Origin of the sequence: Gemmobacter nanjingensis, assembly GCF_014652195.1 — a bacterium.
In the GTDB taxonomy this organism is placed as follows: Bacteria; Pseudomonadota; Alphaproteobacteria; order Rhodobacterales; family Rhodobacteraceae; genus Gemmobacter; species Gemmobacter caeni.
Window position 1 is genome coordinate 844,354 of the sequence record NZ_BMYI01000001.1, and the last position, 22,329, is coordinate 866,682.

Genomic DNA, 22,329 nt, shown 5'->3' on the forward strand with positions numbered 1-22,329 from the left:
CCTCTCGGGCCGCAGGACCCGGGGCTTCGCGCCCCCGGACCCCCGCGGGATATTTTTGCCAGGGTAAATGGCAGGGGTGTCACCAGGGCGCGCCGTCGCGGTGCAGATAACGGCGGGCGCTGCCCTGTTTGTGGGTGATCAGGTCATGGTCGGTGTAGTGGATCACATCGGCCTCCTTGCGGGTGCCGATGACGAGGTAGCGCGCGGGCGCGTCGGACCGGTTGTCGAGCCGGTGCCCCACGGGCTGCCCCGCGGGCCAGCAGGCGGCGTCCCCGGCCCGCAGCAGGGTTTCGCTGTCCTCGACCAGCACCACCTCCCCCGCAAGCATCAGGATCATCTCGTCCTCGGCCTCGTGCCAGTGGCGGCGACCGGAAGTTGAGCCGGGTGGCAGTTCCTCGATGAAGGCGCCGAACTGCGTGAGACCGCCGGGATCGGACAGCAACTGATAGCGATAGGGACCGATGCCACCGCCCAGAACCGGATGAACGGTGTCGTCTTCGGTCACGAAAGCGGGCAGATCGACCTTTGGCATCAGCGCGGCCCCGTCCAGTCGGTGCCGTCACGGTAGGTGAAGCGCGCCTGACCGCCTTCCATTTCCACCCGCAGGTCGACATCGGAATAGGTGGCAACCTCGCGCGGGGCCCTGGTGCCCACCACGAGGAAGCGCGCCACCACATCGCTGCGGTTGATGAAATGGTGCCCGTCCGGCGTATTTGCCGGGAAGGCCGCGCAATCGCCCGGCCGCATCACGGTTTCGCCCGCGTCCTCGACCAGCACGCATTCGCCTTCCGTCACCATCACGAATTCATCCTCGTTCAGGTGCCAGTGCCGCAACGAGGACAACGCGCCGGGTTCCAGCGTCACAAGATTGACACCGAACTGGGTCAGCCCGCCCGCCTGCCCCAGCCGCAGGCTGGAGCGGCCCTGCATCATGGACGCATAGGGCTCAGGGTAGATGGAGCCGGTTTTGAGGGGCACCTGCGACAGGTCGAGCTTCGGCATCACACCCTCTCGATGATCGTGGCGGCCCCCATGCCGCTGGCGATGCAGAGCGTGGCGAGGCCGGTGGATTTGCCGGTGCGTTCCAGCTCGTCCAGCAGGGTGCCGATGATGATGGCGCCGGTCGCGCCCAGCGGGTGGCCCATGGCGATGGAGCCGCCGTTCGGATTCACCTTTGCCGGGTCCACATTGAACGCCTGCATGAAGCGCAGCACGACGCTGGCAAACGCCTCGTTCACCTCGAAAAGGTCGATATCCGAGATGGACATGCCGCTGTCCCTCAGGATCTTTTCCGTGACCGGAACCGGGCCGGTGAGCATGATCGTCGGGTCGGTGCCGATCTTCGCGGTGGCACGGATGCGGGCGCGGGGTTTCAGCCCGTGGGCCTTGCCGAAATCGGCATTGCCGATCAGCACCGCGGCGGAACCATCGACGATGCCCGAGGAATTGCCCGCGTGGTGGATATGGGTAATCCGCTCCAGATGCGGGTATTTCATCAGGGCGATCTTGTCGAAACCCGGCATGACCTCGCCCATATCCCTGAAGCTGGCCTTCAGTGCGCCCAGCGTCTGCATGTCGGTGCCGGGGCGCATGTATTCGTCATGGTCGAGGATGGTCAGGCCATTGCGGTCGGTCACCGGCACGATGGAGCGCGCGAAGCGGTTGTCCGCCCAGGCCGCAGCGGCGCGGCGCTGACTTTCCACCGCCAGCGCATCGGCCTGATCGCGGGTGAAGCCGTATTCGGTGGCGATGATGTCGGCCGAAATGCCCTGCGGCACGAAATAGGTCTTCATGGCAAGCGAGGGGTCCACCGCGATCGCGGCGCCGTCACTGCCCATGGCGACACGGCCCATCATTTCCACCCCGCCCGCGATGTAGGCGGCGCCTGCACCGCCCTTCACCTGATTGGCGGCGAGGTTCACCGCCTCCATTCCGCTGGCACAAAAACGGTTGATGGCAAGGCCGGGGATCGACTCGTCAAGGTCCGAGGCCAGCACGGCAGATCGCGCAAGGCAGCCGCCCTGTTCACCCACCTGGGTGACATTGCCCCAGATGACATCCTCGACGGCATGGCCCTCCAGCCCGTTGCGGTTGCGGATCGCGTTCAGCATCTGGGCCGACAGCGCGACCGATGTCACCTCGTGCAGCGCGCCGTCCGGGCGCCCCTTGCCGCGCGGGCTGCGGATCGCGTCATAGATGAAAGCCTCGGTCATGATCTCCTCCGGTATCTGACGGGCGTCCGGGCAAAGACTTGCCCCGACGCTGCTTTGGGGAAACCCTAGCAGGGCCTTCCCCATCATGTGTAAATGCCGTCACGTCGCGAAAAGATTGACGTGCATATCACGTCGCGTCACTTTGCAGCGCGGTCCGACGGATGGCCAGGCATCAGGTCATAGGGATGCTTCCAGCCCGGCAGCGCGGCGATATTCTCCAGCCAGCGGTCGATATTCGGTCGCGCCTTGCGGTCAAAGCCGAAGGGTTCGGGGTAGTAAAGGTAACCGCAGCAGGCGAAATCGGCGATGGAGGGGGCGTCGCCCACCATCCAGTCGCGCCCGGCCAGATGCCGGTCAAGCGTGCCCAGCGCGGTCTGCACCCGCATGGAAAGCCAGTCAATTGCCGGCTGCGGCCGTTTCTCCGCAGGGACAAAGTTCATCAGAAACCGCAACCCGCCCTGCTGGCCCGAGCCCTTCTGGGCGTCCCAGAACAGCCAGCGCAGCACATCGTTGCGGTCGCCGCCCAGAAATTTCCCTGTCCGCTCTGCCACATGCAGCTGGATGACGCAGGATTGCGTGAGGGTCAGATCGCCCTCCACCAACACCGGCGCTTCGCCCATTTCATTCAGCGCCAGAAATTCCGGCGTGCGCGAGGCGCCGTTGAAGAAATCGACATAGACGGGCTGCCAGTCATAGCCCGAAAGCTGCATCGTCAGCGCCGCCTTATAGGCATTGCCGCTTTCGCCAAAGCAGTAAAGTTGCGCGGTCATCCTGATCCTCCTGCCTGATTCCATGAGGGAATCGCCCCGCTGCGGGGCGCGCAGGGCCAGTTAAGCAGGCAGAGAGCAGGGAGGCGAGGAGTCAATCCGCACGAAACCGCGACCCGCGCCGACGGCGCCTGAAGGATTAGAGATTTTCAGTAAGATGGTGGGCGACCCTGGAATCGAACCAGGCACGAGTCGCCTCGGCGGAGTTACAGTCCGCTGCCGCACCTTGCAGCACGTCGCCCACTGGCGGCGGATGTATCCAAGGGGGCGGGGGGCGTCAAGAGCGAATTCGCGGGTTTTTCACTTGCGCCCCCGCGCGGCCCCTGCGCATTCTGCCCGCCTGAAATCGAGGGACACGAAAGATGAGCGGCGGAGCCAAGAAACCGGCCTGGGTAATCGACAAGGAACGCGCGAAACGCGCGGCGGCCAGCGAAACCGTCTGGCTGTTCGGCCTGCACGCGGTGCGCGACGCGCTGCTCAATCCCCGACGCGAGAAACTGCGGCTGGTGCTGACGAAGAATGCCTATGACAAGCTGGCCGATGCGGTGGCAGAGGCCGGGATCGAGCCGGACATCGTCGATCCGCGCAAATTCAGCGTGCCGATCGACGAAGGCTCGGTCCATCAGGGTGCCGCGCTGGAGGTGAAGCCGCTGAACTGGGGCAAGCTGGCGGATGTGGCGATTTCGGGTGAAGGGGCGCCGCTGGTCGTGCTGCTGGACCGGGTGACCGACCCGCATAACGTGGGGGCGGTGCTGCGTTCGGCCGAGGTGTTCGGCGCGCGGGCGGTGATCGCGCCGCGCCACCATTCGGCGCCGGAAACCGGCGCACTGGCCAAGACTGCCAGCGGGGCGCTGGAACGTCAGCCCTATCTGCGCGTGACCAATCTGTCGGATGCGATGGTGGAACTCCGCGATATGGGCTTCGTGCTTCTGGGGCTGGATGGTGAGTCGGAAACCCCGATTGATCAGGCGGTGGCCGAGGCAGGCAGCCGCCCCATCGCGCTGGTCATGGGGGCCGAAGGGCCGGGCCTGCGCGAGAAGACCCGCGAGACCTGCGACCGGCTCGTGCGCATCCCCTATGCCGGAGGGTTCGGGTCACTGAACGTCTCCAACGCCGCCGCTGTCGCGCTTTATGCCGTCAACCGCCGTTGATTTTCACGCTTTTGCGACTGGCCCTTTAATGGTTCGGCAACCCACCCATATCACTCTCACAAGGAGCGGGTCAGGAACTCCCGTCCCTTCCCTTACTGTCCCTCGTTCCACACCTGGCGCCCGGGCCCTCTGTCCCGGGCGCTTTTTTGTCTGAGGCCCGCCATGACCGAACCCACCGATGCCGATATTCGCGAAATCCTGACTGAAACGAAGGTGATTGCGCTGGTGGGCTGGTCGCCCAAACCCGACCGGCCGAGCCACGGCGTCGCGCGCTTTCTCAAAGACCGGGGCTATCGGGTGATCCCCGTCAATCCGGGCCATGCCGGAGAACAGGCCCTGGGGGAAACCGTGCGCGCCTCGCTGTCGGAAATCGACATCCCGGTGGACATGGTCGACATCTTTCGCCGGGCGGAGGATGTGCCCCCCGTGGTGGCCGAGGCGCTGGCGCATCTGCCGGGGCTTAAAACCGTGTGGATGCAACTGGGTATCCGCAATGATCCGGCGGCCGAAACTGCCCGCGCCGCCGGGCTGAAGGTGGTGCAGGACCGCTGCCCCGCCATCGAAATCCCGCGCCTCGGTCTGTGACGGCTCAGTTCAGCGCGAGGCACTCGCCGCCGCGATGGCAGGTCAGCAGGCGATGCAGATCGTCCTTTGACGGCTGCGCGATCAGCATGTCGCCGCAGAGCGATTCAAACAGCACCAGCCGGTCATCTTTCTTCTGCACGAAGATCAGCTGTTCGCCCCAGGGCACATAACTGGCATCGCAGGCGGGCTCGGCCGTCAGGCAATGGCGCACCAGCGTGATCTGGCCGGTGAACGCCGTGCCTAAGCCGCTGGCCCCCAGTTGTTTGCCGGTAAAATTCAGCACCGGGCCGGTCTTGCCCTGCCTCACCGGCGCCTGATCGAACTGGCCCAGCAAGACGACATAGTCCTCCTTCGCCTTGCGCGCGGTTTCATAGGCGCGCACCGCATCAGGGATCAGGCAGGACAAAGCCATGGCGCCCTGCGGCAGGATCATCAGACCCAGAACGGCCGCCAGCCTCGCAATACGCATCTTTTGCTCCTTCCATTTCCCCACAGGATGCAGATCATTGAGCGTTCCTTGGTGTCAGCCCGCCGTTTCCAGCACCTCGGCCAGTGACAGGCCCAGATCGGCGAAGCGCTCCATCTCCCCCACGGACCACAGATCGGAGCGCAACCGCAGGCGCAGGCCGCCGGGGCCAAGGATCACGATGGGGAATTGCCGCTCTGCCGGGTGATCGCGCCGCCAGGCCGCCAGCAGCGGGTACAGCCGGGTCGCATCCGGCAGGGGCACGCTTTCACTGGAACTGAACACCGTGCCCCCGAAGCCGGTTGCCTCCGGGCGTGGCACCAGTGGCCCCATTTCACCTGCGGTCAACAGGGACATGGCGGCGGCCCCGCCCGTCAGCCGCGCCGCCAGCGCCGCCTCTGCGCCGTCGAGCGTCGGGCCGATAACCACATGGCCCGGCCATGGCACACCCGGCGCCTCGAACTCGGTCGCAAAGACCGATGTGCCGGTTTCACCCTGAACATAGCGCCGGGTCTCTGCCCGCCAGCCGGGACCGGACAGCCGCAGCTTACGGGCCTTTCCGCTGGTTTCCTCGACCAGCGCCGCCTGCCAGCCACGCCGCGCGGCCAGCGCCGCCGCCCCCTTGCGCAGCCTCGCACTTCCCCGCCCAGCCGTCCGCAGCAGGATCGCACCAAAGGCGACAATGATCAGCGCCAGCGCCACCAGCCCGAGGGCATCCATGCCCGGTTCCGCTTCCATGATGCCCCCCGGCGCCGGGACAGGCGCCTGATCCCCATTCAGTAACCGGATCAGCGTAAGCCGCCCCTTGCCTGGGGTGCAAGCGCGACGCGCTGGCCCGGGCGCGGCGGTCGTGCTAACCACAGGCAAAGCGCGAAGGAACAGCCCATGTCCGACAGGTCTTACCGTTTCACCCATGCGATCACCCGCAACCCTGCCGCCTCGATCATCGCGGGGCTGCGCGCGGTGGATACCGGCACGCCCGACCTTGCCACGATGCAGGCTCATCACGCCGATTACATCGCGACCCTGCGCGAAACCGGCGCCACGGTGATCGAGCTTGAGGCGCTGGAGGCCTATCCCGACAGCGTGTTCGTGGAAGATACCGCGCTTTGCCTGCCTTCCGGCGCCGTCGTGATGCGCCCCGGCGCCCCCTCGCGCCTGGGCGAAGCCGCCGAGATGGCGCCGCATCTGGCCGCCCTTTACGGCGACATCCGCCGCATCGAGGGCGCGGACAGCTTCATCGAAGGCGGCGACATCCTGATGACCGAGACGGAAATCCTCGTCGGGCGGTCGGCCCGCACCAATGCGGCAGGCATCGCCGAACTGGCCCGCCTGACCGCCGATTGGGGCGAGGTGGTGCGCGAGGTCCATACGCCCCCCGGCGTACTGCATTTCAAGACCGACTGTTCGCTGCTGGATGCTGAAACCATCCTGTCGACCACGCGCCTTTCGGCCTCCGGCTGTTTCAAGGGCTATCGTCTGATCGACGTGGCCGAGGGTGAGGAAGCGGCCGCCAACACCATCCGCTTCAACGATCTGGTGCTGATGCCCGCAGGCTTCCCCCGTACCCGCGACCGGCTGGTGCAGGCGGGTTACGATGTGCGCGAGATCGGCAACAGCGAATGCGCCAAACTCGACGGCGGGATGTCCTGCCTCAGCCTGCGTTTCACGCCGAAGCCCTAAGGCATCAGCACCGCCGCACGTTCATAAGTGGCACTGTCGGCGGTGCCGTCGTCATAAACGACCATCACATCCACCCGCTGCACCGATCCTGCCGGCAGCACCGCATAGGGCAGCCGGTCGGCCCCGATGGCATTGGGCTGCGCCGTGCCCTCGCGGCAGGGCTCCATCGCCCAGTCGGTCAGCGGGCCGCCGTTGATGGCATAAACCACCCGGTCCAGCCCGCAGCGCCAGCTTTCCAGATGGGTGAAATACAGAAGATCCTGCCCATCGTAATCACGCAGGGCAATCCAGTTGCCCCTGGTGGCCTGTAGGATCGGCCGCACCTCGGCCGCCGTGGTCATCTGCTGGGCGAACACCGGGGTGGCCGCCAGAAAAACAAACGGAAGAACGATCCGCAACATGATGAAAACCCTTTCAAAACGAAGATTTTGACGCCCGCGCACCTGTTCTGTAGGGTGGCCGGGCAAAACCAGACGAGTATCCGCATCATGGCAAAGGTTCCCGGCGCGGGGCAATCCTTCAATATTCTCGCCATCATGCAGGCGGGACGCCTGCAATATGAGGCCGTGTTGCTTGCGGCCTCCTTGCGCCACTGCAACCCCGGCTTCCGGGGCCAGCTGTTTCTGGCAGAGCCGCAGCCCGGCCCGCGCTGGCAGGAGGATCCGCGCGTGACCAACAGCGCCGTGCGCGAGCTTCTGGCCGAACTGGGCGCAGTGTTCCTGCCCTTTGAAAACAAGGTGTTCGGCCAGTCCTACCCCTATGGCAACAAGATCGAGGCGCTGACCGCGTTGCCGGACGAACCATTCCTGTTTCTGGATACCGACACGCTGATCACCGGCAGCTTCGACACCGTTGGGTTCGATTTCACCCGCCCTTCGGCCTCGATGCGTCGGGAGGGCACATGGCCCGAGCTGGAGCTTTACGGCCCCGGTTATGCCGCCACCTGGAAATCGTTGTATGACCGTTTCGGGCTGGAGTTCGACAGCACGCTGGACCTGAGCCAGCCTGACGAATACTGGCAGCGCTACCTCTATTTCAACGCGGGCTGGTTCTTCCATCAAAGCCCGCAGGCTTTCGGGCAGCGTTTTCTGGATTACGCACGCGAAATCCGCGACAACCGTCCCGATGCGCTGGTCTGTCAGACGCTGGACCCCTGGCTGGACCAGATCGCGCTGCCGCTGGTCATCCATTCCTTCGGGGGGGGCCGTCCAGGGCCGGAGCTGGCGGGGCTGGATGGCGATGTGACCTGCCACTATCGCACCCTGCCCCTGCTCTATGCCCGCGAAAGTGACCACGCCGTCGCGGTGCTGGAGGAGGTGTGCAACCAGAAGCCGGTGAAAAAGGTCTTGCGGGAATATGAAGCCTTCCGGCGCATGGTGTTCCAGCCCAAGGGCCGCAAGGCACGCGCGCTGTTTGACCGCAGCGACCTGCCTCACCGCGAGCATGTGATCCGCAACACCCTGAAGCGGAACGGCTTCTGGTATCGCTGACACAGCAGATGGCACCGCCTCTCACCCCTGCCCTGCTGTCGCCGCTTGCGGCCTTTGCCACCGCGCATCTTGCGGGGGAACCTGCGCCGCTGCCCGATCTGCCGGCAGAGATCCGGGATCAGCGGCTGGTCCATCTGACCCTGCGCCGCAAGGGCAGCTTGCAAATGGCCTTCTGGGCGCAGGGCGCCGGGCTGGCTGACGCCCTTGCGCATGGTCTTGCGCAGGCCCGTGCCGCGCTGGCGGCGGGGCGCCGGTCGCCCCCCGACATGCTGCTGCTGGATATCGCCGGGGCACCCGAGCCTCTGGACCCCGATGACCTGCGCCGGGGGCGCTGCAATGCGTTTCGCGGGATCTTTGGGCTGGAATTGCACGCGGCGGGGCGGCTGGCGCGGATCGCACCATCCCTGATGATCGCGCGCAATCTGACACCTGCGCGCGCGCTGGAACTTTTACAAGCGGACCTGTCCCAGCCGCCTGAGGCGCCGGTCGAGGCGCTGCGCCTTCCCGCCGTCCAGATTCTGCTGGAACTGCCGCAGGGCCGGGCAAGGCCACTGATGCGCGGGCAGCCGGTGGTGCCACAAACGGCCATCACCCGTACCAGGGTGGCGGAAATGGCCACCTTGATGACCGGCTGGATGCAGCGCGGCGTCTCGCCTTCGGGCCGGGCGACCTACAAATACTGGCCCTCCTCGGGGCAGTATGCTCTGTCCAACAACATGATCCGACAGTTCATGGGCAGCGCCTGCCTTGCCCGCGCCGCCGCACGCCCCGAGGCACCTCAGGGGCTGGCCGAGGCGCGCGACCGCAACTTTGCCCATAACTTCCATCATTGGTATCGCGACGAGGGCGCCTTTGGCGTGATTGTCGAGGGTCCGAAGGTCAAGCTGGGGGCCGCTGCCGTCGCGTTGGGGGCCATCCTCGATTTGCCCGCCCCTGCGGCCTATGCCACCGAGCTGCGGGGGCTCGCCGCCTTTCTGAAGGCGATGCAGCACCCGGAGGGCCGGTTCACCTGCTTCCTGCGCCCGCCGGGGCGTGAGGATGATTGTCAGAATTTCTACCCCGGCGAGGCGTTGCTGGCGCTGATGCGGCTATACCGTCATACCGGCGATCCTGCCCTGCTGGATCAGGTTGCGCGTGGCTTCGCCCATTATCGCGACTGGCATCGCGCGCAGCCGAACCCGGCTTTCGTTCCCTGGCACAGCATGGCGCTGGCGCTTTATCACGCCGAAACCGGCGATACCGCAGCCGCTGCTTTCGTGTTCGAGATGAACGACTGGCTTCTGGGCATGCAGCAGGGCGATGAGGCCCCCGCCGATGTGCAGGGCGAGTTCTTCGACCCTGCCCGGCCGGAGTTCGGCCCCCCCCATGCCTCTGCCACAGGCGTGTATCTGGAAGGGCTGGTCGAGGCCTTCGCGCTGGCACGCGCCCTGGGTGACCGCGACCGGGAAAGCCGCTATCGCCGCGCCATCCTGCGCGGGTTGCGATCACTGCGCCAGCTACAGTTCCGCCATGCCAGCGACATGGGCTATATCACCCGCCGCAGCGCAGTTCTGGGCGGACTGCGGTCCTCGGCCTTCGACAATACGCTGCGCATCGACAATGTGCAGCATGGGTTGATGGCGATTTTCCGCATTCTCGACCTGTTTTCGGATGCGGATTATCGAATGTGACCCCGCCGGCCCGATCCTCCGTTGCCTGCCGCGCGGCTGTCCCCTAACCTCCGCCGCGACTGCATTCCGGGGAGGAGACCCATGACCGACAAACCGCTCGGCTTCGATACGCTTGCCATTCATGCCGGCGCCAAGCCCGATCCCGCCACCGGGGCGCGGCAGGTGCCGATCTATCAGACCACCGCCTATGTGTTCAAAGACGCCGACCATGCTGCACGGCTCTTCAACCTTCAGGAAGTGGGTTACATCTATTCCCGCCTGACCAACCCGACCGTGATGGCGCTGGCCGAACGCGTGGCGGCGCTGGAAGGCGGCGCGGGCGCGATCTGCTGCTCCTCCGGCCATGCGGCGCAGATCATGGCGCTGTTCCCGCTGATGGGGCCGGGACGCAACATCATCGCCTCCACCCGGCTTTACGGCGGCACGATCACCCAGTTCAGCCAGACCATCAAGCGTTTCGGCTGGTCCTGCAAATTCGTCGATTTCGACGATCTGGCGGCGCTGCGTGCGGCAGTTGACGACGACACCCGCGCCATCTTCTGCGAAACCATCGCCAACCCCGGTGGCTATATCACCGATCTGGACGCCATCGCGGGTATCGCCAACGAGGTCGGCCTGCCGCTGATCGTCGACAACACCACCGCAACGCCCTGGCTGTGCAACCCGATCAAGCATGGCGCTACGCTGGTCGTGCATTCGGCCACCAAATACCTGACCGGCAATGGCACCGTCACCGGCGGCGTGGTGGTGGATTCGGGCAAGTTCGACTGGTCGGCCAGCGGCAAGTTCCCCTCGCTGTCGGAACCGGAGCCCGCCTATCACGGGCTTGCCTTCCACCCGGCGCTGGGGCCGATGGCCTTCACCTTCCACTCCATCGCCGTCGGCCTGCGCGATCTGGGCATGACGATGAACCCGCAGGGCGCGCATTACACGCTGATGGGGATCGAGACGCTGGGCCTGCGCATGCAGCGCCATGTCGAAAACGCCCGCACCGTCGCCGAATGGCTGGAGGCCGATCCGCGGGTCGAGGCCGTGACCTGGGCCGGGCTGAAATCCTCGCCCTGGCATGACCGCGTGGCGCGGATCGTGCCCAAAGGGGCCGGGGCATTGTTCACCGTCGCGGTGAAGGGCGGTTACGAAGCCTGCGTGAAGCTGGTGGATAACCTCAAGCTGTTCAGCCACGTCGCCAACCTTGGCGACACCCGTTCGCTGATCATCCACCCGGCCTCGACCACGCACCGCCAGCTGGACGAGGCGGCGCAGGTTCGTGCCGGGGCGGCACCGAATGTGGTGCGCATTTCCATCGGGATCGAGGATGCCGCCGATCTGATCGCCGATCTGGATCAGGCGCTGAGCGCCGCAACTGCCTGAAACAAAAAGGGGCGCCACCGGGCGCCCCTTTCAATTTTACTGGCCGATTTCCCAGACGATCGTCACCTGCATCGCGGTTTCGACCTCACCTCCCGCCATCGGCACCGGGGCCGCCTCGGCCGCCATGCGGAACATCGGCGCCGGGTAATTGCCGCCGCCACCGCCTTCGGTGATCGTCACGATGGGACCAAGCGTCACACCCGCAGCCTCGGCCAGAACAGCAGCCCGCGCCTTTGCGTCGGCGACCGCACGCTTGCGCGCCTCGGCCTCGACCGGGGAGGGATCGGCCAGACCGAAATTCACCCCGTTCAGCGTATTGGCGCCGTCCTTCACGGCCGCATCCAGCACATTGCCAAGACCATCCAGCGCGCGCACCCGCACGGTCAGCATGTTGGAGGCGATATAGCCGGAAATCCGCGACCCGCCGGTCGAACTGTCATTCTGCCAGTTCGGGTTCAGCGACAGCCCCGAGGTCTGAAGATCGCCGGGGGCGATTCCCGCCTGCGTCAGCCGCGCCATGACCGCCGCCAGCGCGGTCGAATTTGCCGCCAGCGCCTCGGCTGCGGTCTTGCCTTCGGTGGTTACACCGAGGCTGACGCTGGCCATGTCAGGCGCCTGCGCCACACGCCCTTCGCCGGTAACGGTCAGCGTCGCCGGGGCAGCCGCGGCAAAGCCGGCAAAACCGGCCACCATGGCAGCCGCCAGAAGGGTCGAACGGAAAGCTTGCATCGTGATCTCCTTGTCCTGATGCGACATTCGCCTGTTATGACGTCCGGCAAAAGCCGATCCTTGGCGTTCACGGGGGTGTTTTTCTTTCATTCGGCGGAAAGCTGCTATAGTGACTTCGGCGGGCGGCGGCTGCGACTCCCCGCATCCTGCCAAGAGTGCTAGACCTCGTGCAATGAAACCAAATTTCGCCCTGAACTTCTCTGACGACGGCATCAGCCTGCTGCATCGCACCGCGCGCGGCTGGCTGGAAGTGGGCTCCACCGCGCTGGACGCGCCCGATCTCGGCGAAGCACTGAATTACCTGCGCCGTTCGGCGCTGGGGCTTGCCCCGCATGGCGTGACCTCCAAGCTGGTCATTCCCAATTCGCAGATCCTCTATACCGAGGTGGATGCTCCCGGCCCGGATGATGCGCACCGGCTGCAACAGATCCGCCGCGCGCTGGAAGGGGTGACGCCCTATGCCGTCGACGATCTGGCCTTTGACTGGTCGGGGGACGGCCCGCGCGTTCAGGTCGCCGTGATCGCGCGCGAAACGCTGCAAGAGGCGGAAGGCTTCGCCGCTGAATACAGGTTCAACCCGGTGTCCTTTGTCGCCATCCCGGACGAAGGCCGCTTTACCGGCGAGCCGTGGTTCGGCCCCTCGTCCATCGCCCCCGAGGTCTTGCCACAGGGCGAAAGCGTGGAACGCGACGCCGAGCCGGTGCTGATGATCAGCCGGGAAACCCGCACGGCCGAAGCCCGGCATGAGGCTACCAGTCCGCCGGAGCCCACTGTTTCGGCAGCGCCCGAGCCCGCCCCTGTGCCGGAGCCCGAGGTTGAGCCCGTGCCAGAACCGGCCCCGGTCGAACCAGCTGCGCCTGTGCCCGCACCTGTCGAGGAGCCTGCCCCCGCACCGGAGCCGGAAATCCCCGAGCCGGAACCCACTCCTGCGGAACCGGAGCAGCCGGAACCCGAGGCCCCGCAGCCGGACCTGCCGGAACCCGCCCCGGACCTGCCTCCCGAACTGCCGGAACCGGAGCCGGAACCCGATCTGCCGTCCGCAGAGCCGGAACTGCCCGAACCTGCCGAGCCGGAAATCCCGCTGCCGGAATGGGAACCGGAGGTCGAACTGACAGCGGTTCAGGAGGTCGTGGCTGCGGCATACGAGGCCGCGCAGCACGAAGCTGCGCCTCCGCCCGCCGAGGTTGCGCAACAGCCCGAGCTGGATTTTTCGCCAGTCGCCGCTGCGCCCGCCCCGCCACCGCCGCAGGTGGCGGCGGAAAGCGTGCCCGAAGCGCCCTTCATCAGCATCGACATGGAGGAAGCCGAGGAACTGCCGGCCCGCCGCCGTGCCGAGCCGCCACTCGCGCGCAGCCCTGAGGTGATTCCGCCGGTTGCGCCGGGCAAGCGGAGCACTGGGCGCCGCGTGGCCGATCCGGGTCTGCCGGAAGAACCCCCGGCCTTCGCCTCGCGCCGCGCCGCCGGGCAAGAGCCGCCCGTGTCTGCCGAAGCCCCCAAGCTTTCCGTGACCAACGTCACAGCCCGGCGCAAGGCGCCTGCCGCACCGCTCAGCCCGCCGCCGCTGGCCAGCACGGCCGCCGAGGCCCGGAGCTATGCGCCGCCCGCCGAGGACACCGCAACCGAGGATGATGTGCCGCCGCCGCTGGCCCCCGCGCTTCAGGCGCGTCTGGCAGCGCAACGCGCCGCGCCCGTCACAAGCCGTCCGCCCCGGACTGAGGCCGCCAAGCCTGCCGTCGCCAGGGATGCCGCGGCCAAGGCAGCAAAATCTCTTGGCGGGATGGTGACGGCCCCTGGCATTCCTGGCCTGGCAGCCGGACGCAAGGCAAAGCCCGCGCGCCAGATGTCGCCGCAGGCTGCGGCAGAAACGCTGGTCGCCCCGCCGCCGGGTGCGGTGGGAGAGCCGCCTTTCGGCATGGGCCGCCCGGCACGGCGTGGCAAGCCGCGGTTCCTCGGGCTGATCCTGACGGCGGCGCTCCTGCTGCTGTTGGGTCTGATCGCCGCATGGTCCAGTTTCTATCTGGCGCGTGGCGATGATCCGGCCCCCGCCGAGGTCGCCGGCACGGATGGCACTCCGTCGCTGGCCGCGACCGACAGCGGGGCCGATCCGGCTTTGGCCGATGCCGCGCCGGAAGACACTCCGACGACCGAGGACGAGGCCGCCGCAGATGGTGTGCCCCTGCCCGAGGATGAGGCGGCTGCCGACGGGCAGGCCCTTGCCCCCGAAGCGGCGCCGGTCACCGAGCCTGCGCCCGAAGCCGCCTCGGGCACCGGCGCCGCCCCGGTGCCCCTGCCGGGCAGCCAGGATGAAATCATCCTGTCCACCATGGATAACCCGCCCGAGGCACTGGATGCGCTGGCACTTGAGGCGCCACAAACCACCGCTGATGCCGGGCCGGTTGCCCCTGCGCCGCCACCGCCCTTTGGCACGCAATATGAATTTGGTGCCGACGGGCTGATCAAGCCCACGGCGGAAGGCATCGTGACGCCGGATGGCGTGCGGCTTGTCGCCGGGTCGCCCCCGCGTGTGCCACCAACCCGCCCCGAGAGCATCGCGACGCAGGCCGCTGCGGCTCAGGCAACGGCCGCACCTGCGGCAGAAGCAACGCCCGCCGAACCGGCACCCGAAGCCGCAACGGCGACGACAGCCGAGCCACCGCCCGCCGCCGACCCGGCGCTGGAGGGGTTCCGCCCGAAACCGCGCCCGGAAGGGCTGGCCACTGCCGCGCCTGCGCAGGATGACGCCGCGCTGGATATTCCGGCGGATCAGCGCATGACCAGCCGCCGCCCGCGCGAACGCCCTGCAAGCATTGCCGCACAGGTGGAACAGCGGCGGCTTGATGAGGAAGCCCGTCGCGTAGCCGAAGCCGCCTCGCTTTCCGCCGCTGCCGCAGCCGAAGCGCTTGCTGCGACCGCGACGCAAACCGAGACGCCCGCTGTTGCGGATCGTGGCCCGGTCAGCCCGCTGGCCGTTGCCATCTCGCGCCGTCCCGCTGCCCGCCCGAAAGACCTGAGCCGCGCCGTCGAGGCCGCAGTGGCCGCAGCCGCCCGCCCGGTCAAGGAAGCCCCGGCCAAGGAAGTGGAGCCCGAGCCGAAACGTGTGGCCCGCAGCGCCATTCCGGGTGAGGATGAAGAACCTGACAACGTTCCCGCCGCGCGCGCACCGAAGATCCCGACCAAAGCCTCGGTCGCCAAGAGCGCGACGTTCGTCAATGCGATCGACCTGCGCAAAACCAACCTGATCGGCGTCTATGGCACACCCGCCAAACGCTACGCACTGGTGCGCACCGGCTCCGGCAGCTACAAGAAGGTCCGCGTGGGAGATCGTGTGGACGGCGGCACCGTGGCCGCCATCACCGACAACGAACTGCGCTACAAAAAGGGCAGCCGGATGATCGCCCTGAAAATGCCGAAGGGCTAAGCTCTATTCTGCCGCTAGGACCCCGCGTTCGATCTGGTCCCGTTCGATGCTTTCGAACAGGGCCTTGAAATTGCCCTCGCCAAAACCCTCATCCCCCTTGCGCTGGATGAACTCAAAGAAGATCGGCCCGACCACGGTTTTCGAGAAAACCTGAAGCAGTATCTTGGTCCGGCCGCCATCCACCACGCCCTCGCCGTCAATCAGGATACCGTGACGAGCCATGCGGTCTATCGGTTCGCAATGGCCCGAAACCCGCGCGTGGCTGTCCTCATAATAGGCCATCGGCGGCCTTGGCATGAAGCGCAGGCCGCGCGCGTGAATCTCGTCCGCCGCGTCATAGATCGCTTCGGTGCCGATGGCGATGTGCTGGATGCCCTCACCGTTGTAGCGGCGCAGATATTCGACGATCTGCCCGGTCTCGCCCTTGTCCTCGTTGATCGGAATGCGGATGCGGCCGCAGGGCGATTGCATCGCCCGGCTGTAAAAGCCGGTCAGCTTGCCCTCGATGTCGAAAAAGCTGATCTGCCGGAAATTGAAATGCCGCCGGTAGAACGCGACCCAGGTTTCCGAATTTCCCTTGTGGACGTTGTGGGTCAGGTGATCGAGATAATAAAAGCCCACGCCTGCCGGACTGGCCTCGGCAATCCAGTCGAAATCCGCATAGGCGCCGCGATCATCGACGAAATAGATCAGCGAGCCCCCGATCCCCACGATGGCAGGAAGATCCAGAGCACGGTCACCGGCGGTATAGGCGACGGCCCCCTGAGCAACCGCATGGGCCAGCGCCTGTGCCGCATCCACGACCCGCCACGCCATAGAAGGCGCGCAGGGTCCGTGTTCCCCGACAAAGCGGCGGGCATGGCTGCCTGGTTCGTCATTCAGCACATAGGTCACATCACCCTGCTGCCAGAGTTCGATGGCCTTGTGCCGATGACGGGCGACGCAGGCAAAACCCATGCGCGAAAACACCACACGCAACTCATCCGGTGCCGGATGGGCAAATTCGATGAACTCTATGCCATTGGTTCCGGCGGGGTTTTCGGCAGTGATTTGCCCTGCCGGGGCTGAATGGGGGAACGGACCCAAGGGGCACCTCACACATTGACGCAAGGATGCCAGAATAAGGCCAGAATGTGTCTAAAAGGTGCCTCAAACGAGATCGCGGCGAGGAAAGACCGTTTCCCTCGCCGCAACATTTTCCAACAAGTTCAAAATGTTACCGTTGCAAATGCAACCTGGTTATTCCGCCGCCGACAGAACCCCACGCTCGATCTGATCGCGTTCGATGCTTTCGAACAGCGCCTTGAAATTGCCCTCGCCAAAGCCGTCATCGCCCTTGCGCTGGATGAATTCAAAGAAGATCGGACCGATCACGGTTTTCGAGAAAATCTGAAGCAGGATGCGGGTTTCGCCGCCATCCACCACGCCTTCACCGTCGATCAGGATGCCGTGCTTCGCCATCTCCTCCAGCGGTTCTTCATGGCCGACTACGCGGTCGCGCGACATCTCGTAATAGGACATCGGGGGCTTCGGCATGAATTTCAGCCCGCGATCCGCGATGGCATCGGTGGCGGCATAGATATCATCGGTACCAACGGCGATGTGCTGGATGCCCTCGCCGTTATAGCGCTTCAGATATTCGACGATCTGCCCCTTTTCGCCCCGGTCCTCGTTGATCGGGATACGGATGCGACCACAGGCCGAGGTCAGCGCGCGGCTGTAGAGGCCGGTGAACTTGCCTTCGATGTCAAAGAAACGGATCTGCTTGAAGCCAAAGATGCGGCCGTAGAAATCGAACCAGACATCCATATTGCCCTTGTGGACGTTGTGGGTCAGGTGATCGAGGTAGTAGAAGCCCACGCCTTTCGGCTGTTCAGGCGTCAGGAAATCGAACTCCGCCCAGGCGCTGCCTTTGCGGTGGCCGTCGATAAAGTAGATCAGCGACCCGCCGATGCCGACAATCGCGGGCACATCCAGCGCCTTGTCGTCGGAGTCATGCGGCCTGGCGCCGCTTTTCACCGCATGGTTATAAGCGTGCTGCGCATCCACCACGCGCCAGCCCATTGAGGGGGCGCAGGGGCCGTGTTCCTCGACAAAGCGGCGGGCGTGACTTCCGGGTTCGTCGTTCAGGATATAGGTGATATCGCCCTGCTGCCACAGCTCGATCGCCTTCTGGCGATGGCGGGCGGTCAGGGTATAGCCCATGCGGCTGAACAGCGCGCGCAATTCCTGGGGTTGTGGATGGGCAAACTCGACGAAGGCAAAGCCCTCGGTTCCGGCCGGGTTTTCAGCCGAAATCACCGCCGGCGGGGCATTGTGTGGAAACGGACCCATCTTATCCTCCTGTTCGTTCGCGTTCCCGCATTATAGCGCGGAGGCTCCGCCGAATTTGCGCGAACTGGAGCGCATGTCTGGACATAAATGCGTAATTCACGCACGTTTAAAGAAAAACATACGGAAAGCCCGCGATGCTGGATGAAACCGATTCCCGCCTTCTGGCCGCGCTGCAACGCGACGCCCATCTGACGGCCGAGGCATTGGGCCAGATGCTCAACCTCTCTCCCAGTCAGGCCGGGCGAAGACGGCAGCGGCTGGAGGCCGAGGGCTATATCACCGGCTATACCGCGCGGCTGGACCCGGCCCGCGTCGGTCTGGCGGTGCAGGCTTTCGTGCAGGTGCAGATGGCTGCGCATTCACCCGAGGCCGCGCGCGGCTTCGCCACGCTGATCGCCACCCTGCCCGAGGTGATCTCTGCCTGGACCCTTACCGGAGAGGCGGATTACCTGCTGCGGATCTGGTGCGCCGATCTGCCCGCACTCAATGACCTGATCCACCATCGTCTGCTGCCGCATCCCGCCGTGGCGCGCGTGCAAAGCCAGATCGTCATGGATCAGTTCAAGGCCGATGCACCGTTGCCCGTGCGCACCTGAGACACGGCATGTTACAAGTGCAGCGCAAAAGGTGAGCCAGCGCCCGTTGCCTCTGCCCCGCTGCCACCGGATAGTCGCGCCATGGAAAATCTGCTGCTACAAGCCACCTTCTATCTGGGCGCCGCCGTCCTGATCGTTCCGATTTCGGTACGGCTCGGGCTGGGGTCGGTTCTGGGCTATCTTGCGGCAGGCCTGCTGCTTGGCCCTGCCCTTGGTCTTGCCGGGTCCGAAACCCACGACCTGCAACATTTCACCGAATTCGGTGTGGTGCTGATGCTGTTCCTGATCGGGCTGGAACTAGAGCCGCGCACGCTGTGGGACATGCGGCACAAGTTGCTGGGCCTCGGTGGGCTTCAGGTCACGCTGACCTCGGCTCTGGTCGCGGCCCTGCTGCTGGCGATGGGAGAGCCGTGGCAGATCGCGGCAACGCTGGGCATGTTGTTTTCTTTGTCCTCGACGGCCATCGTGCTGCAATCCATGACCGAAAAGAACCTGCTGCGTACGGCGGGCGGACGCTCCACCTTCGCAGTGCTGCTGTCACAGGACATCGCGGTGGTGCCGATGCTGGCGCTGATCCCGCTGATGGCCCTGCGCAGCCCCGCGCACACGACCGAGGAGGGCGCCGCGCAGCCCATCATGTCGCTGGTCGAGGCGCTGCCCGGCTGGGCGGTCACTGGGCTGACGCTGGGCATCGTTGCGACCATCGTTCTCGTCGGGCATTTCCTGTCGCGCCCGGTTTTCCGCTTCATCCATGCCTCGCACCTGCCCGAGATGGGCACCTTCATCTCGTTGCTCATGGTCATCGGAATTGCCTTCCTGATGATGCTGGTCGGTCTGTCGCCTGCTTTGGGAAGCTTCATCGCCGGTGTCGTGCTGGCCAACTCGGAATTCCGGCACCAGATCGAGGCCGATATCAAACCCTTCAAGGGTATCCTGATGGGCCTGTTCTTCACCACTGTGGGCGTGAACATCGACACCGGCCTCCTGGCGGATCAGCCCTTGCGCATTCTGGCGCTGACCCTGCTTCTGATGCTGGCCAAGACGGCCGTGCTGTTCCTGCTGGCCACATTGTTCCGTCTGCGCGGCCGCGACCGCGTGCTGTTCACGCTGGCGCTGGCGCAAGCGGGCGAGTTCGGCTTTCTGATCGTCAGCTTCGCCTCGACCCAGGCGATCCTGCCGGAAATGGTGGCACAGCGTGCCCTGCTGGTCATCAGCCTGTCGATGTTGCTGACCCCGCTGCTGTTCATCCTGCATGACCGGCTGGCGCGCCGCCCCCAGCGCGGTAGCGACCAGCCCGCCGACGAGATCGAGGAGAAAGGCACGGTCATCATCGCCGGGATCGGGCGCTTCGGGCAGGTGGTCAACCGCATGGCCCGCTCCGCAGGGCTGAGCACGGTGGTGCTGGATTCCGATGCGGCCGCCATCGAGCGGCTGCGCCGTTTCGGCATCAAGGGCTATTTCGGTGATCCTTCGCGCCCGGACCTGCTGCAAGCCGCCGGTCTGGCAGAGGCCGAGGTTCTGGTGGTCGCAGTCGACAGCCCGGAAAACGCCACAAGGATCGTGGAGTTCGCTCGTCGGCAAAGGCCCGACCTGCATATCGTTGCCCGCGCCTATGACCGGGTGCATGTCTACGAGCTGTTCCGTGCCGGGGCGAATGACATCCTGCGCGAAACCTTTGACAGCTCGGTCCGCGCAGGGCGCTATGTGCTGGAAAACATGGGCTTCACCGAATACGAGGCCGCGAAGCTGAGCCAGACCTATTACAAGGTTGACCGCGCGGCCCTGCGCGATCTGGCCGAGCTCTGGGTGCCGGGCCAGCCCATCCACCAGAACGAGGCCTATGTCGCCCGCGCCCGGCGGCTGGACGAGGATCTGCGCACGGCGCTGCTGGACGATCAGGACGACATCGCCGCCGACCGCGCCGCGCAATAGCGCGTTCGGGGCAAAGCGACGCCCCGAACCACCGCAGGCTCAGGCGTCGGACACACCGGCTTCGGCGAAGGTCGCCATGCCGGAATGGCAGGCAACTGCACCTTTCAGCACGCCGATGGCCAGCGCCGCCCCAGAACCTTCGCCCAGACGCAGGCCCAGTTCCAGCAGCGGCTGCTTGCCCAGCTTCGACAGCAAGGCGCGATGCGCCGCCTCGGCACTCGCATGGCCCGCGATGCAGTGATCCAGCGCGCCTTCCGCCGCCTGCGCCAGCACGGCGGCAGCAGCGGTACAGATGAAGCCGTCAAGGATGACCGGAATACGCGCGTGATGCGCGCGCGCGATGGCCCCCGCCATGGCGGCAATCTCGCGCCCGCCAAGGCAGCGCAGCACCTCCAGCGGCTCGCGGTCCGGATTCGTCACCAAGCCCTCGGCCACGACCTGCGTCTTGACCGACAGCCCCTTGTCATCGACGCCGGTGCCCCGCCCGGTCCATTCGCCGGGCGTTCCCCCGAACAGCGCGCAGGCAATGGCGGCGGCCGGGGTTGTATTGCCGATTCCCATCTCGCCCACCACCAGCAGATCGGCAGCCGCATCCACCGCCAGCCAGCCCGCCGCAAGGGCAGAGATCACCTCGGCTTCGGTCATCGCGGCGGTTTGCGTGAAATCGGCGGTCGGGCGATCCAGTTCCAGCGCCAGAACATCCATTGTGGCGCCGAAAGCCTTGGCAAGCTGGTTAATCGCCGCCCCGCCCGCCCGGAAATTCGCCACCATCTGCACCGTCACCTCGGCCGGAAAGGCCGAAACTCCGCGGGCAGCCACGCCATGATTGCCCGCAAAGACAATGACCTGCGGGTGTTCCAGCCGGGGCCGGGCATCGCCGCGCCAGCCGGCATACCAGATCGCCAGTTCCTCCAGCCGCCCCAGGGCGCCGGGCGGTTTGGTCAATTGCCCGTTGCGGGCCTGCGCTGCCGCGACCGCCGCCGCATCGGTGGCCGGAAGCGCCTGCAACAGGGCGCGAAACTCGGACAGGCTGGAAAACGGCGCAGTCATGGCGCACTCCTCGATTGAACCTCGGCTGCGCCTTGGCTAGCGAGGATCACGGGTGAAAACCATCCCGGAAAGGGCATTGCAATGTATCAGAGCGACCCCGAGACCCTTGCGGCGCGCCTGTGGACCGAGGCGCGCGCCGGGCTGAGCCTGCTCAGCCGCCTGCCCCTGCCCGCCCCCACCCGTTTTCCCAACCCGCCTGCCGTCTGGGCCTGGCCTGTGGCCGGGCTGGTGCTGGGCGGTCTGGCAAGCCTTGGCGCGGCGCTGGGTGGCTGGTTCGGTCTGCCCGCCAGCCTTGCAGCAGCTGTCTTTCTCGGGCTGGGCACGCTGATGACGGGCGCGCTGCACGAGGACGGGCTGGCCGACAGTTGTGACGGGCTCTGGGGCGGCTGGACGCGCGAACGGCGGCTGGAAATCATGAAGGACAGCCATATCGGCAGTTATGGCGTCATGGGGCTGGTACTGGTGACGCTGGCCCGGTGGAGCGCAGTCACCGCGCTGATCAGCACCGGGGCCTGGGGCGCGATGATCGCCGCCGCCATCCTGTCACGGGCGCCGATGGTGGCCCTGATCAGCTTTTTGCCCAATGCGCGTGGCAGCGGGTTGAGCCAGTCCGTCGGTCGCCCCGATGCCACGGCGGCCCTGCTGGCCATGCTCGTCGCATTCGTTCTGGCGCTGGGGGTGGCCGGGGGCCAGGCCCTGATCATGGCACTTTGGGTCGCGGCCATGACACTCGCGCTGGCCGTTCTGGCCCGGCGCAAGATCGGCGGGCAAACCGGCGATATTCTGGGGGCCAGTCAGCAACTGGGGGAGCTGGCCGCGCTGGCCGCCGCCTGCACACTGCTGTAACGCAAAAGGCCGCGCATCAGCGCGGCCT

Annotated in this window: 21 protein-coding genes and 1 tRNA gene; 10 read left to right on the plus strand and 12 right to left on the minus strand. The window is 66.0% G+C overall.

Features of this window, described 5'->3' with window-relative positions; translation table 11 throughout:
* Positions 1-79: 79 nt before the first annotated feature.
* From IE126_RS04455 to IE126_RS04475, 5 genes are all read right to left on the minus strand, one after another.
* Positions 80-532 (minus strand): cupin domain-containing protein, encoded by a 453-nt coding sequence (locus IE126_RS04455; protein WP_189380263.1) that lies wholly within the window; start codon positions 530-532, stop codon positions 80-82.
* Positions 532-1,002 carry a cupin domain-containing protein gene (locus IE126_RS04460; RefSeq protein ID WP_189380264.1) on the minus strand — a complete coding sequence of 157 codons (471 nt, stop codon included), beginning with the start codon at positions 1,000-1,002 and terminating at the stop codon, positions 532-534. Before IE126_RS04460 ends, IE126_RS04455 begins: the two co-directional genes overlap by 1 nt.
* Positions 1,002-2,213 carry an acetyl-CoA C-acetyltransferase gene (locus IE126_RS04465; protein ID WP_054300803.1) on the minus strand — a complete coding sequence of 404 codons (1,212 nt, stop codon included), beginning with the start codon at positions 2,211-2,213 and terminating at the stop codon, positions 1,002-1,004. The genes IE126_RS04460 and IE126_RS04465 overlap by 1 nt, the downstream gene beginning before the upstream one ends.
* A gap of 137 nt (positions 2,214-2,350) precedes the next feature.
* Positions 2,351-2,983 carry a glutathione S-transferase family protein gene (locus IE126_RS04470; RefSeq protein ID WP_189380265.1) on the minus strand — a complete coding sequence of 211 codons (633 nt, stop codon included), beginning with the start codon at positions 2,981-2,983 and terminating at the stop codon, positions 2,351-2,353.
* A 155-nt stretch (positions 2,984-3,138) separates the two neighbouring features.
* A tRNA-Tyr gene (locus IE126_RS04475) sits at positions 3,139-3,222 on the minus strand.
* Positions 3,223-3,342: 120 nt separating this feature from the next.
* Between IE126_RS04475 and rlmB the strand changes: the two genes are divergently transcribed.
* On the plus strand, positions 3,343-4,131 hold the full coding sequence (gene rlmB / locus IE126_RS04480) for a 23S rRNA (guanosine(2251)-2'-O)-methyltransferase RlmB (protein ID WP_054300805.1): 789 nt from the start codon (positions 3,343-3,345) through the stop codon (positions 4,129-4,131).
* A 162-nt stretch (positions 4,132-4,293) separates the two neighbouring features.
* Positions 4,294-4,716 (plus strand): CoA-binding protein, encoded by a 423-nt coding sequence (locus IE126_RS04485; RefSeq protein ID WP_189380266.1) that lies wholly within the window; start codon positions 4,294-4,296, stop codon positions 4,714-4,716.
* Positions 4,717-4,720: 4 nt separating this feature from the next.
* Here IE126_RS04485 and IE126_RS04490 read toward each other — a convergent pair whose 3' ends face one another.
* Positions 4,721-5,185 carry a hypothetical protein gene (locus tag IE126_RS04490; protein ID WP_189380267.1) on the minus strand — a complete coding sequence of 155 codons (465 nt, stop codon included), beginning with the start codon at positions 5,183-5,185 and terminating at the stop codon, positions 4,721-4,723.
* A gap of 54 nt (positions 5,186-5,239) precedes the next feature.
* Complete coding sequence (locus tag IE126_RS04495; protein WP_189380268.1) at positions 5,240-5,920, minus strand: hypothetical protein; 681 nt, start codon at positions 5,918-5,920, stop codon at positions 5,240-5,242.
* Positions 5,921-6,067: 147 nt separating this feature from the next.
* On the opposite strand from IE126_RS04495, the gene IE126_RS04500 reads away from it, so the two are divergent.
* Positions 6,068-6,865, plus strand: a complete 798-nt coding sequence (locus IE126_RS04500) for a dimethylarginine dimethylaminohydrolase family protein (protein ID WP_189380269.1) — start codon at positions 6,068-6,070, stop codon at positions 6,863-6,865.
* Here IE126_RS04500 and IE126_RS04505 read toward each other — a convergent pair.
* Positions 6,862-7,266, minus strand: a complete 405-nt coding sequence (locus tag IE126_RS04505; protein WP_054300810.1) for a hypothetical protein — start codon at positions 7,264-7,266, stop codon at positions 6,862-6,864. The genes IE126_RS04500 and IE126_RS04505 overlap by 4 nt on opposite strands.
* Before the next feature lie 87 nt (positions 7,267-7,353).
* On the opposite strand from IE126_RS04505, the gene IE126_RS04510 reads away from it, so the two are divergent.
* From IE126_RS04510 to IE126_RS04520, 3 genes are all read left to right on the plus strand, one after another.
* Positions 7,354-8,355 (plus strand): hypothetical protein, encoded by a 1,002-nt coding sequence (locus IE126_RS04510; protein WP_054300811.1) that lies wholly within the window; start codon positions 7,354-7,356, stop codon positions 8,353-8,355.
* 8 nt (positions 8,356-8,363) lie between these two features.
* Complete coding sequence (locus IE126_RS04515) at positions 8,364-10,025, plus strand: hypothetical protein (protein ID WP_189380270.1); 1,662 nt, start codon at positions 8,364-8,366, stop codon at positions 10,023-10,025.
* Between the two features lie 81 nt (positions 10,026-10,106).
* Positions 10,107-11,396: an O-acetylhomoserine aminocarboxypropyltransferase/cysteine synthase family protein gene (locus IE126_RS04520; protein WP_189380271.1), complete on the plus strand. Its 1,290-nt coding sequence runs from the start codon at positions 10,107-10,109 to the stop codon at positions 11,394-11,396.
* 36 nt (positions 11,397-11,432) lie between these two features.
* Here IE126_RS04520 and IE126_RS04525 read toward each other — a convergent pair whose 3' ends face one another.
* Entirely contained in the window at positions 11,433-12,125 is a 693-nt protein-coding gene (locus tag IE126_RS04525) for an SIMPL domain-containing protein (RefSeq protein ID WP_054300886.1), read from the minus strand.
* Positions 12,126-12,297: 172 nt separating this feature from the next.
* On the opposite strand from IE126_RS04525, the gene IE126_RS26255 reads away from it, so the two are divergent.
* Positions 12,298-15,543, plus strand: coding sequence for a translation initiation factor 2 (locus IE126_RS26255; protein WP_189380272.1), 3,246 nt, complete (start codon positions 12,298-12,300; stop codon positions 15,541-15,543).
* Positions 15,544-15,546: 3 nt separating this feature from the next.
* On the opposite strand, the gene hppD (IE126_RS04535) is transcribed toward IE126_RS26255, so the two are convergent.
* A complete protein-coding gene (gene hppD / locus IE126_RS04535) occupies positions 15,547-16,629 on the minus strand; it encodes a 4-hydroxyphenylpyruvate dioxygenase (RefSeq protein WP_108128835.1) in 1,083 nt (360 codons plus the stop codon).
* 153 nt (positions 16,630-16,782) lie between these two features.
* Complete coding sequence (hppD, locus tag IE126_RS04540; RefSeq protein ID WP_189380273.1) at positions 16,783-17,877, minus strand: 4-hydroxyphenylpyruvate dioxygenase; 1,095 nt, start codon at positions 17,875-17,877, stop codon at positions 16,783-16,785.
* Between the two features lie 134 nt (positions 17,878-18,011).
* Here hppD (IE126_RS04540) and IE126_RS04545 point away from each other — a divergent pair, with 134 nt between their 5' ends.
* Both IE126_RS04545 and IE126_RS04550 read left to right on the plus strand, forming a co-directional pair.
* The gene (locus IE126_RS04545; RefSeq protein ID WP_054300817.1) at positions 18,012-18,473 is read left to right on the plus strand and encodes an Lrp/AsnC family transcriptional regulator; all 462 of its coding nucleotides are present in this window, start codon (positions 18,012-18,014) and stop codon (positions 18,471-18,473) included.
* Between the two features lie 81 nt (positions 18,474-18,554).
* Positions 18,555-20,405 (plus strand): cation:proton antiporter domain-containing protein, encoded by a 1,851-nt coding sequence (locus tag IE126_RS04550; protein ID WP_189380274.1) that lies wholly within the window; start codon positions 18,555-18,557, stop codon positions 20,403-20,405.
* 39 nt (positions 20,406-20,444) lie between these two features.
* On the opposite strand, the gene cobT is transcribed toward IE126_RS04550, so the two are convergent.
* A complete protein-coding gene (gene cobT, locus IE126_RS04555) occupies positions 20,445-21,455 on the minus strand; it encodes a nicotinate-nucleotide--dimethylbenzimidazole phosphoribosyltransferase (protein WP_189380275.1) in 1,011 nt (336 codons plus the stop codon).
* 81 nt (positions 21,456-21,536) lie between these two features.
* On the opposite strand from cobT, the gene cobS reads away from it, so the two are divergent.
* Positions 21,537-22,301, plus strand: coding sequence for an adenosylcobinamide-GDP ribazoletransferase (cobS, locus tag IE126_RS04560; protein WP_189380276.1), 765 nt, complete (start codon positions 21,537-21,539; stop codon positions 22,299-22,301).
* The last annotated feature ends 28 nt before the right edge of the window (positions 22,302-22,329 follow it).

Coding starts and splice junctions, on each gene's coding strand:
- IE126_RS04505 (WP_054300810.1), bottom strand. CDS start 7,266: ATGTTGCGGATCGTTCTTCCGTTTGTTTTTCTGGCGGCCACCCCGGTG.
- IE126_RS04515 (WP_189380270.1), top strand. CDS start 8,364: ATGGCACCGCCTCTCACCCCTGCCCTGCTGTCGCCGCTTGCGGCCTTT.
- cobS (WP_189380276.1), top strand. CDS start 21,537: ATGTATCAGAGCGACCCCGAGACCCTTGCGGCGCGCCTGTGGACCGAG.
- IE126_RS04460 (WP_189380264.1), bottom strand. CDS start 1,002: ATGCCGAAGCTCGACCTGTCGCAGGTGCCCCTCAAAACCGGCTCCATC.
- IE126_RS04495 (WP_189380268.1), bottom strand. CDS start 5,920: ATGGAAGCGGAACCGGGCATGGATGCCCTCGGGCTGGTGGCGCTGGCG.
- IE126_RS04490 (WP_189380267.1), bottom strand. CDS start 5,185: ATGCGTATTGCGAGGCTGGCGGCCGTTCTGGGTCTGATGATCCTGCCG.
- IE126_RS04465 (WP_054300803.1), bottom strand. CDS start 2,213: ATGACCGAGGCTTTCATCTATGACGCGATCCGCAGCCCGCGCGGCAAG.
- IE126_RS04545 (WP_054300817.1), top strand. CDS start 18,012: ATGCTGGATGAAACCGATTCCCGCCTTCTGGCCGCGCTGCAACGCGAC.
- IE126_RS04520 (WP_189380271.1), top strand. CDS start 10,107: ATGACCGACAAACCGCTCGGCTTCGATACGCTTGCCATTCATGCCGGC.
- IE126_RS04455 (WP_189380263.1), bottom strand. CDS start 532: ATGCCAAAGGTCGATCTGCCCGCTTTCGTGACCGAAGACGACACCGTT.
- IE126_RS04470 (WP_189380265.1), bottom strand. CDS start 2,983: ATGACCGCGCAACTTTACTGCTTTGGCGAAAGCGGCAATGCCTATAAG.
- IE126_RS04550 (WP_189380274.1), top strand. CDS start 18,555: ATGGAAAATCTGCTGCTACAAGCCACCTTCTATCTGGGCGCCGCCGTC.
- IE126_RS04500 (WP_189380269.1), top strand. CDS start 6,068: ATGTCCGACAGGTCTTACCGTTTCACCCATGCGATCACCCGCAACCCT.
- IE126_RS26255 (WP_189380272.1), top strand. CDS start 12,298: ATGAAACCAAATTTCGCCCTGAACTTCTCTGACGACGGCATCAGCCTG.
- rlmB (WP_054300805.1), top strand. CDS start 3,343: ATGAGCGGCGGAGCCAAGAAACCGGCCTGGGTAATCGACAAGGAACGC.
- hppD (WP_189380273.1), bottom strand. CDS start 17,877: ATGGGTCCGTTTCCACACAATGCCCCGCCGGCGGTGATTTCGGCTGAA.
- IE126_RS04485 (WP_189380266.1), top strand. CDS start 4,294: ATGACCGAACCCACCGATGCCGATATTCGCGAAATCCTGACTGAAACG.
- IE126_RS04510 (WP_054300811.1), top strand. CDS start 7,354: ATGGCAAAGGTTCCCGGCGCGGGGCAATCCTTCAATATTCTCGCCATC.
- IE126_RS04525 (WP_054300886.1), bottom strand. CDS start 12,125: ATGCAAGCTTTCCGTTCGACCCTTCTGGCGGCTGCCATGGTGGCCGGT.
- cobT (WP_189380275.1), bottom strand. CDS start 21,455: ATGACTGCGCCGTTTTCCAGCCTGTCCGAGTTTCGCGCCCTGTTGCAG.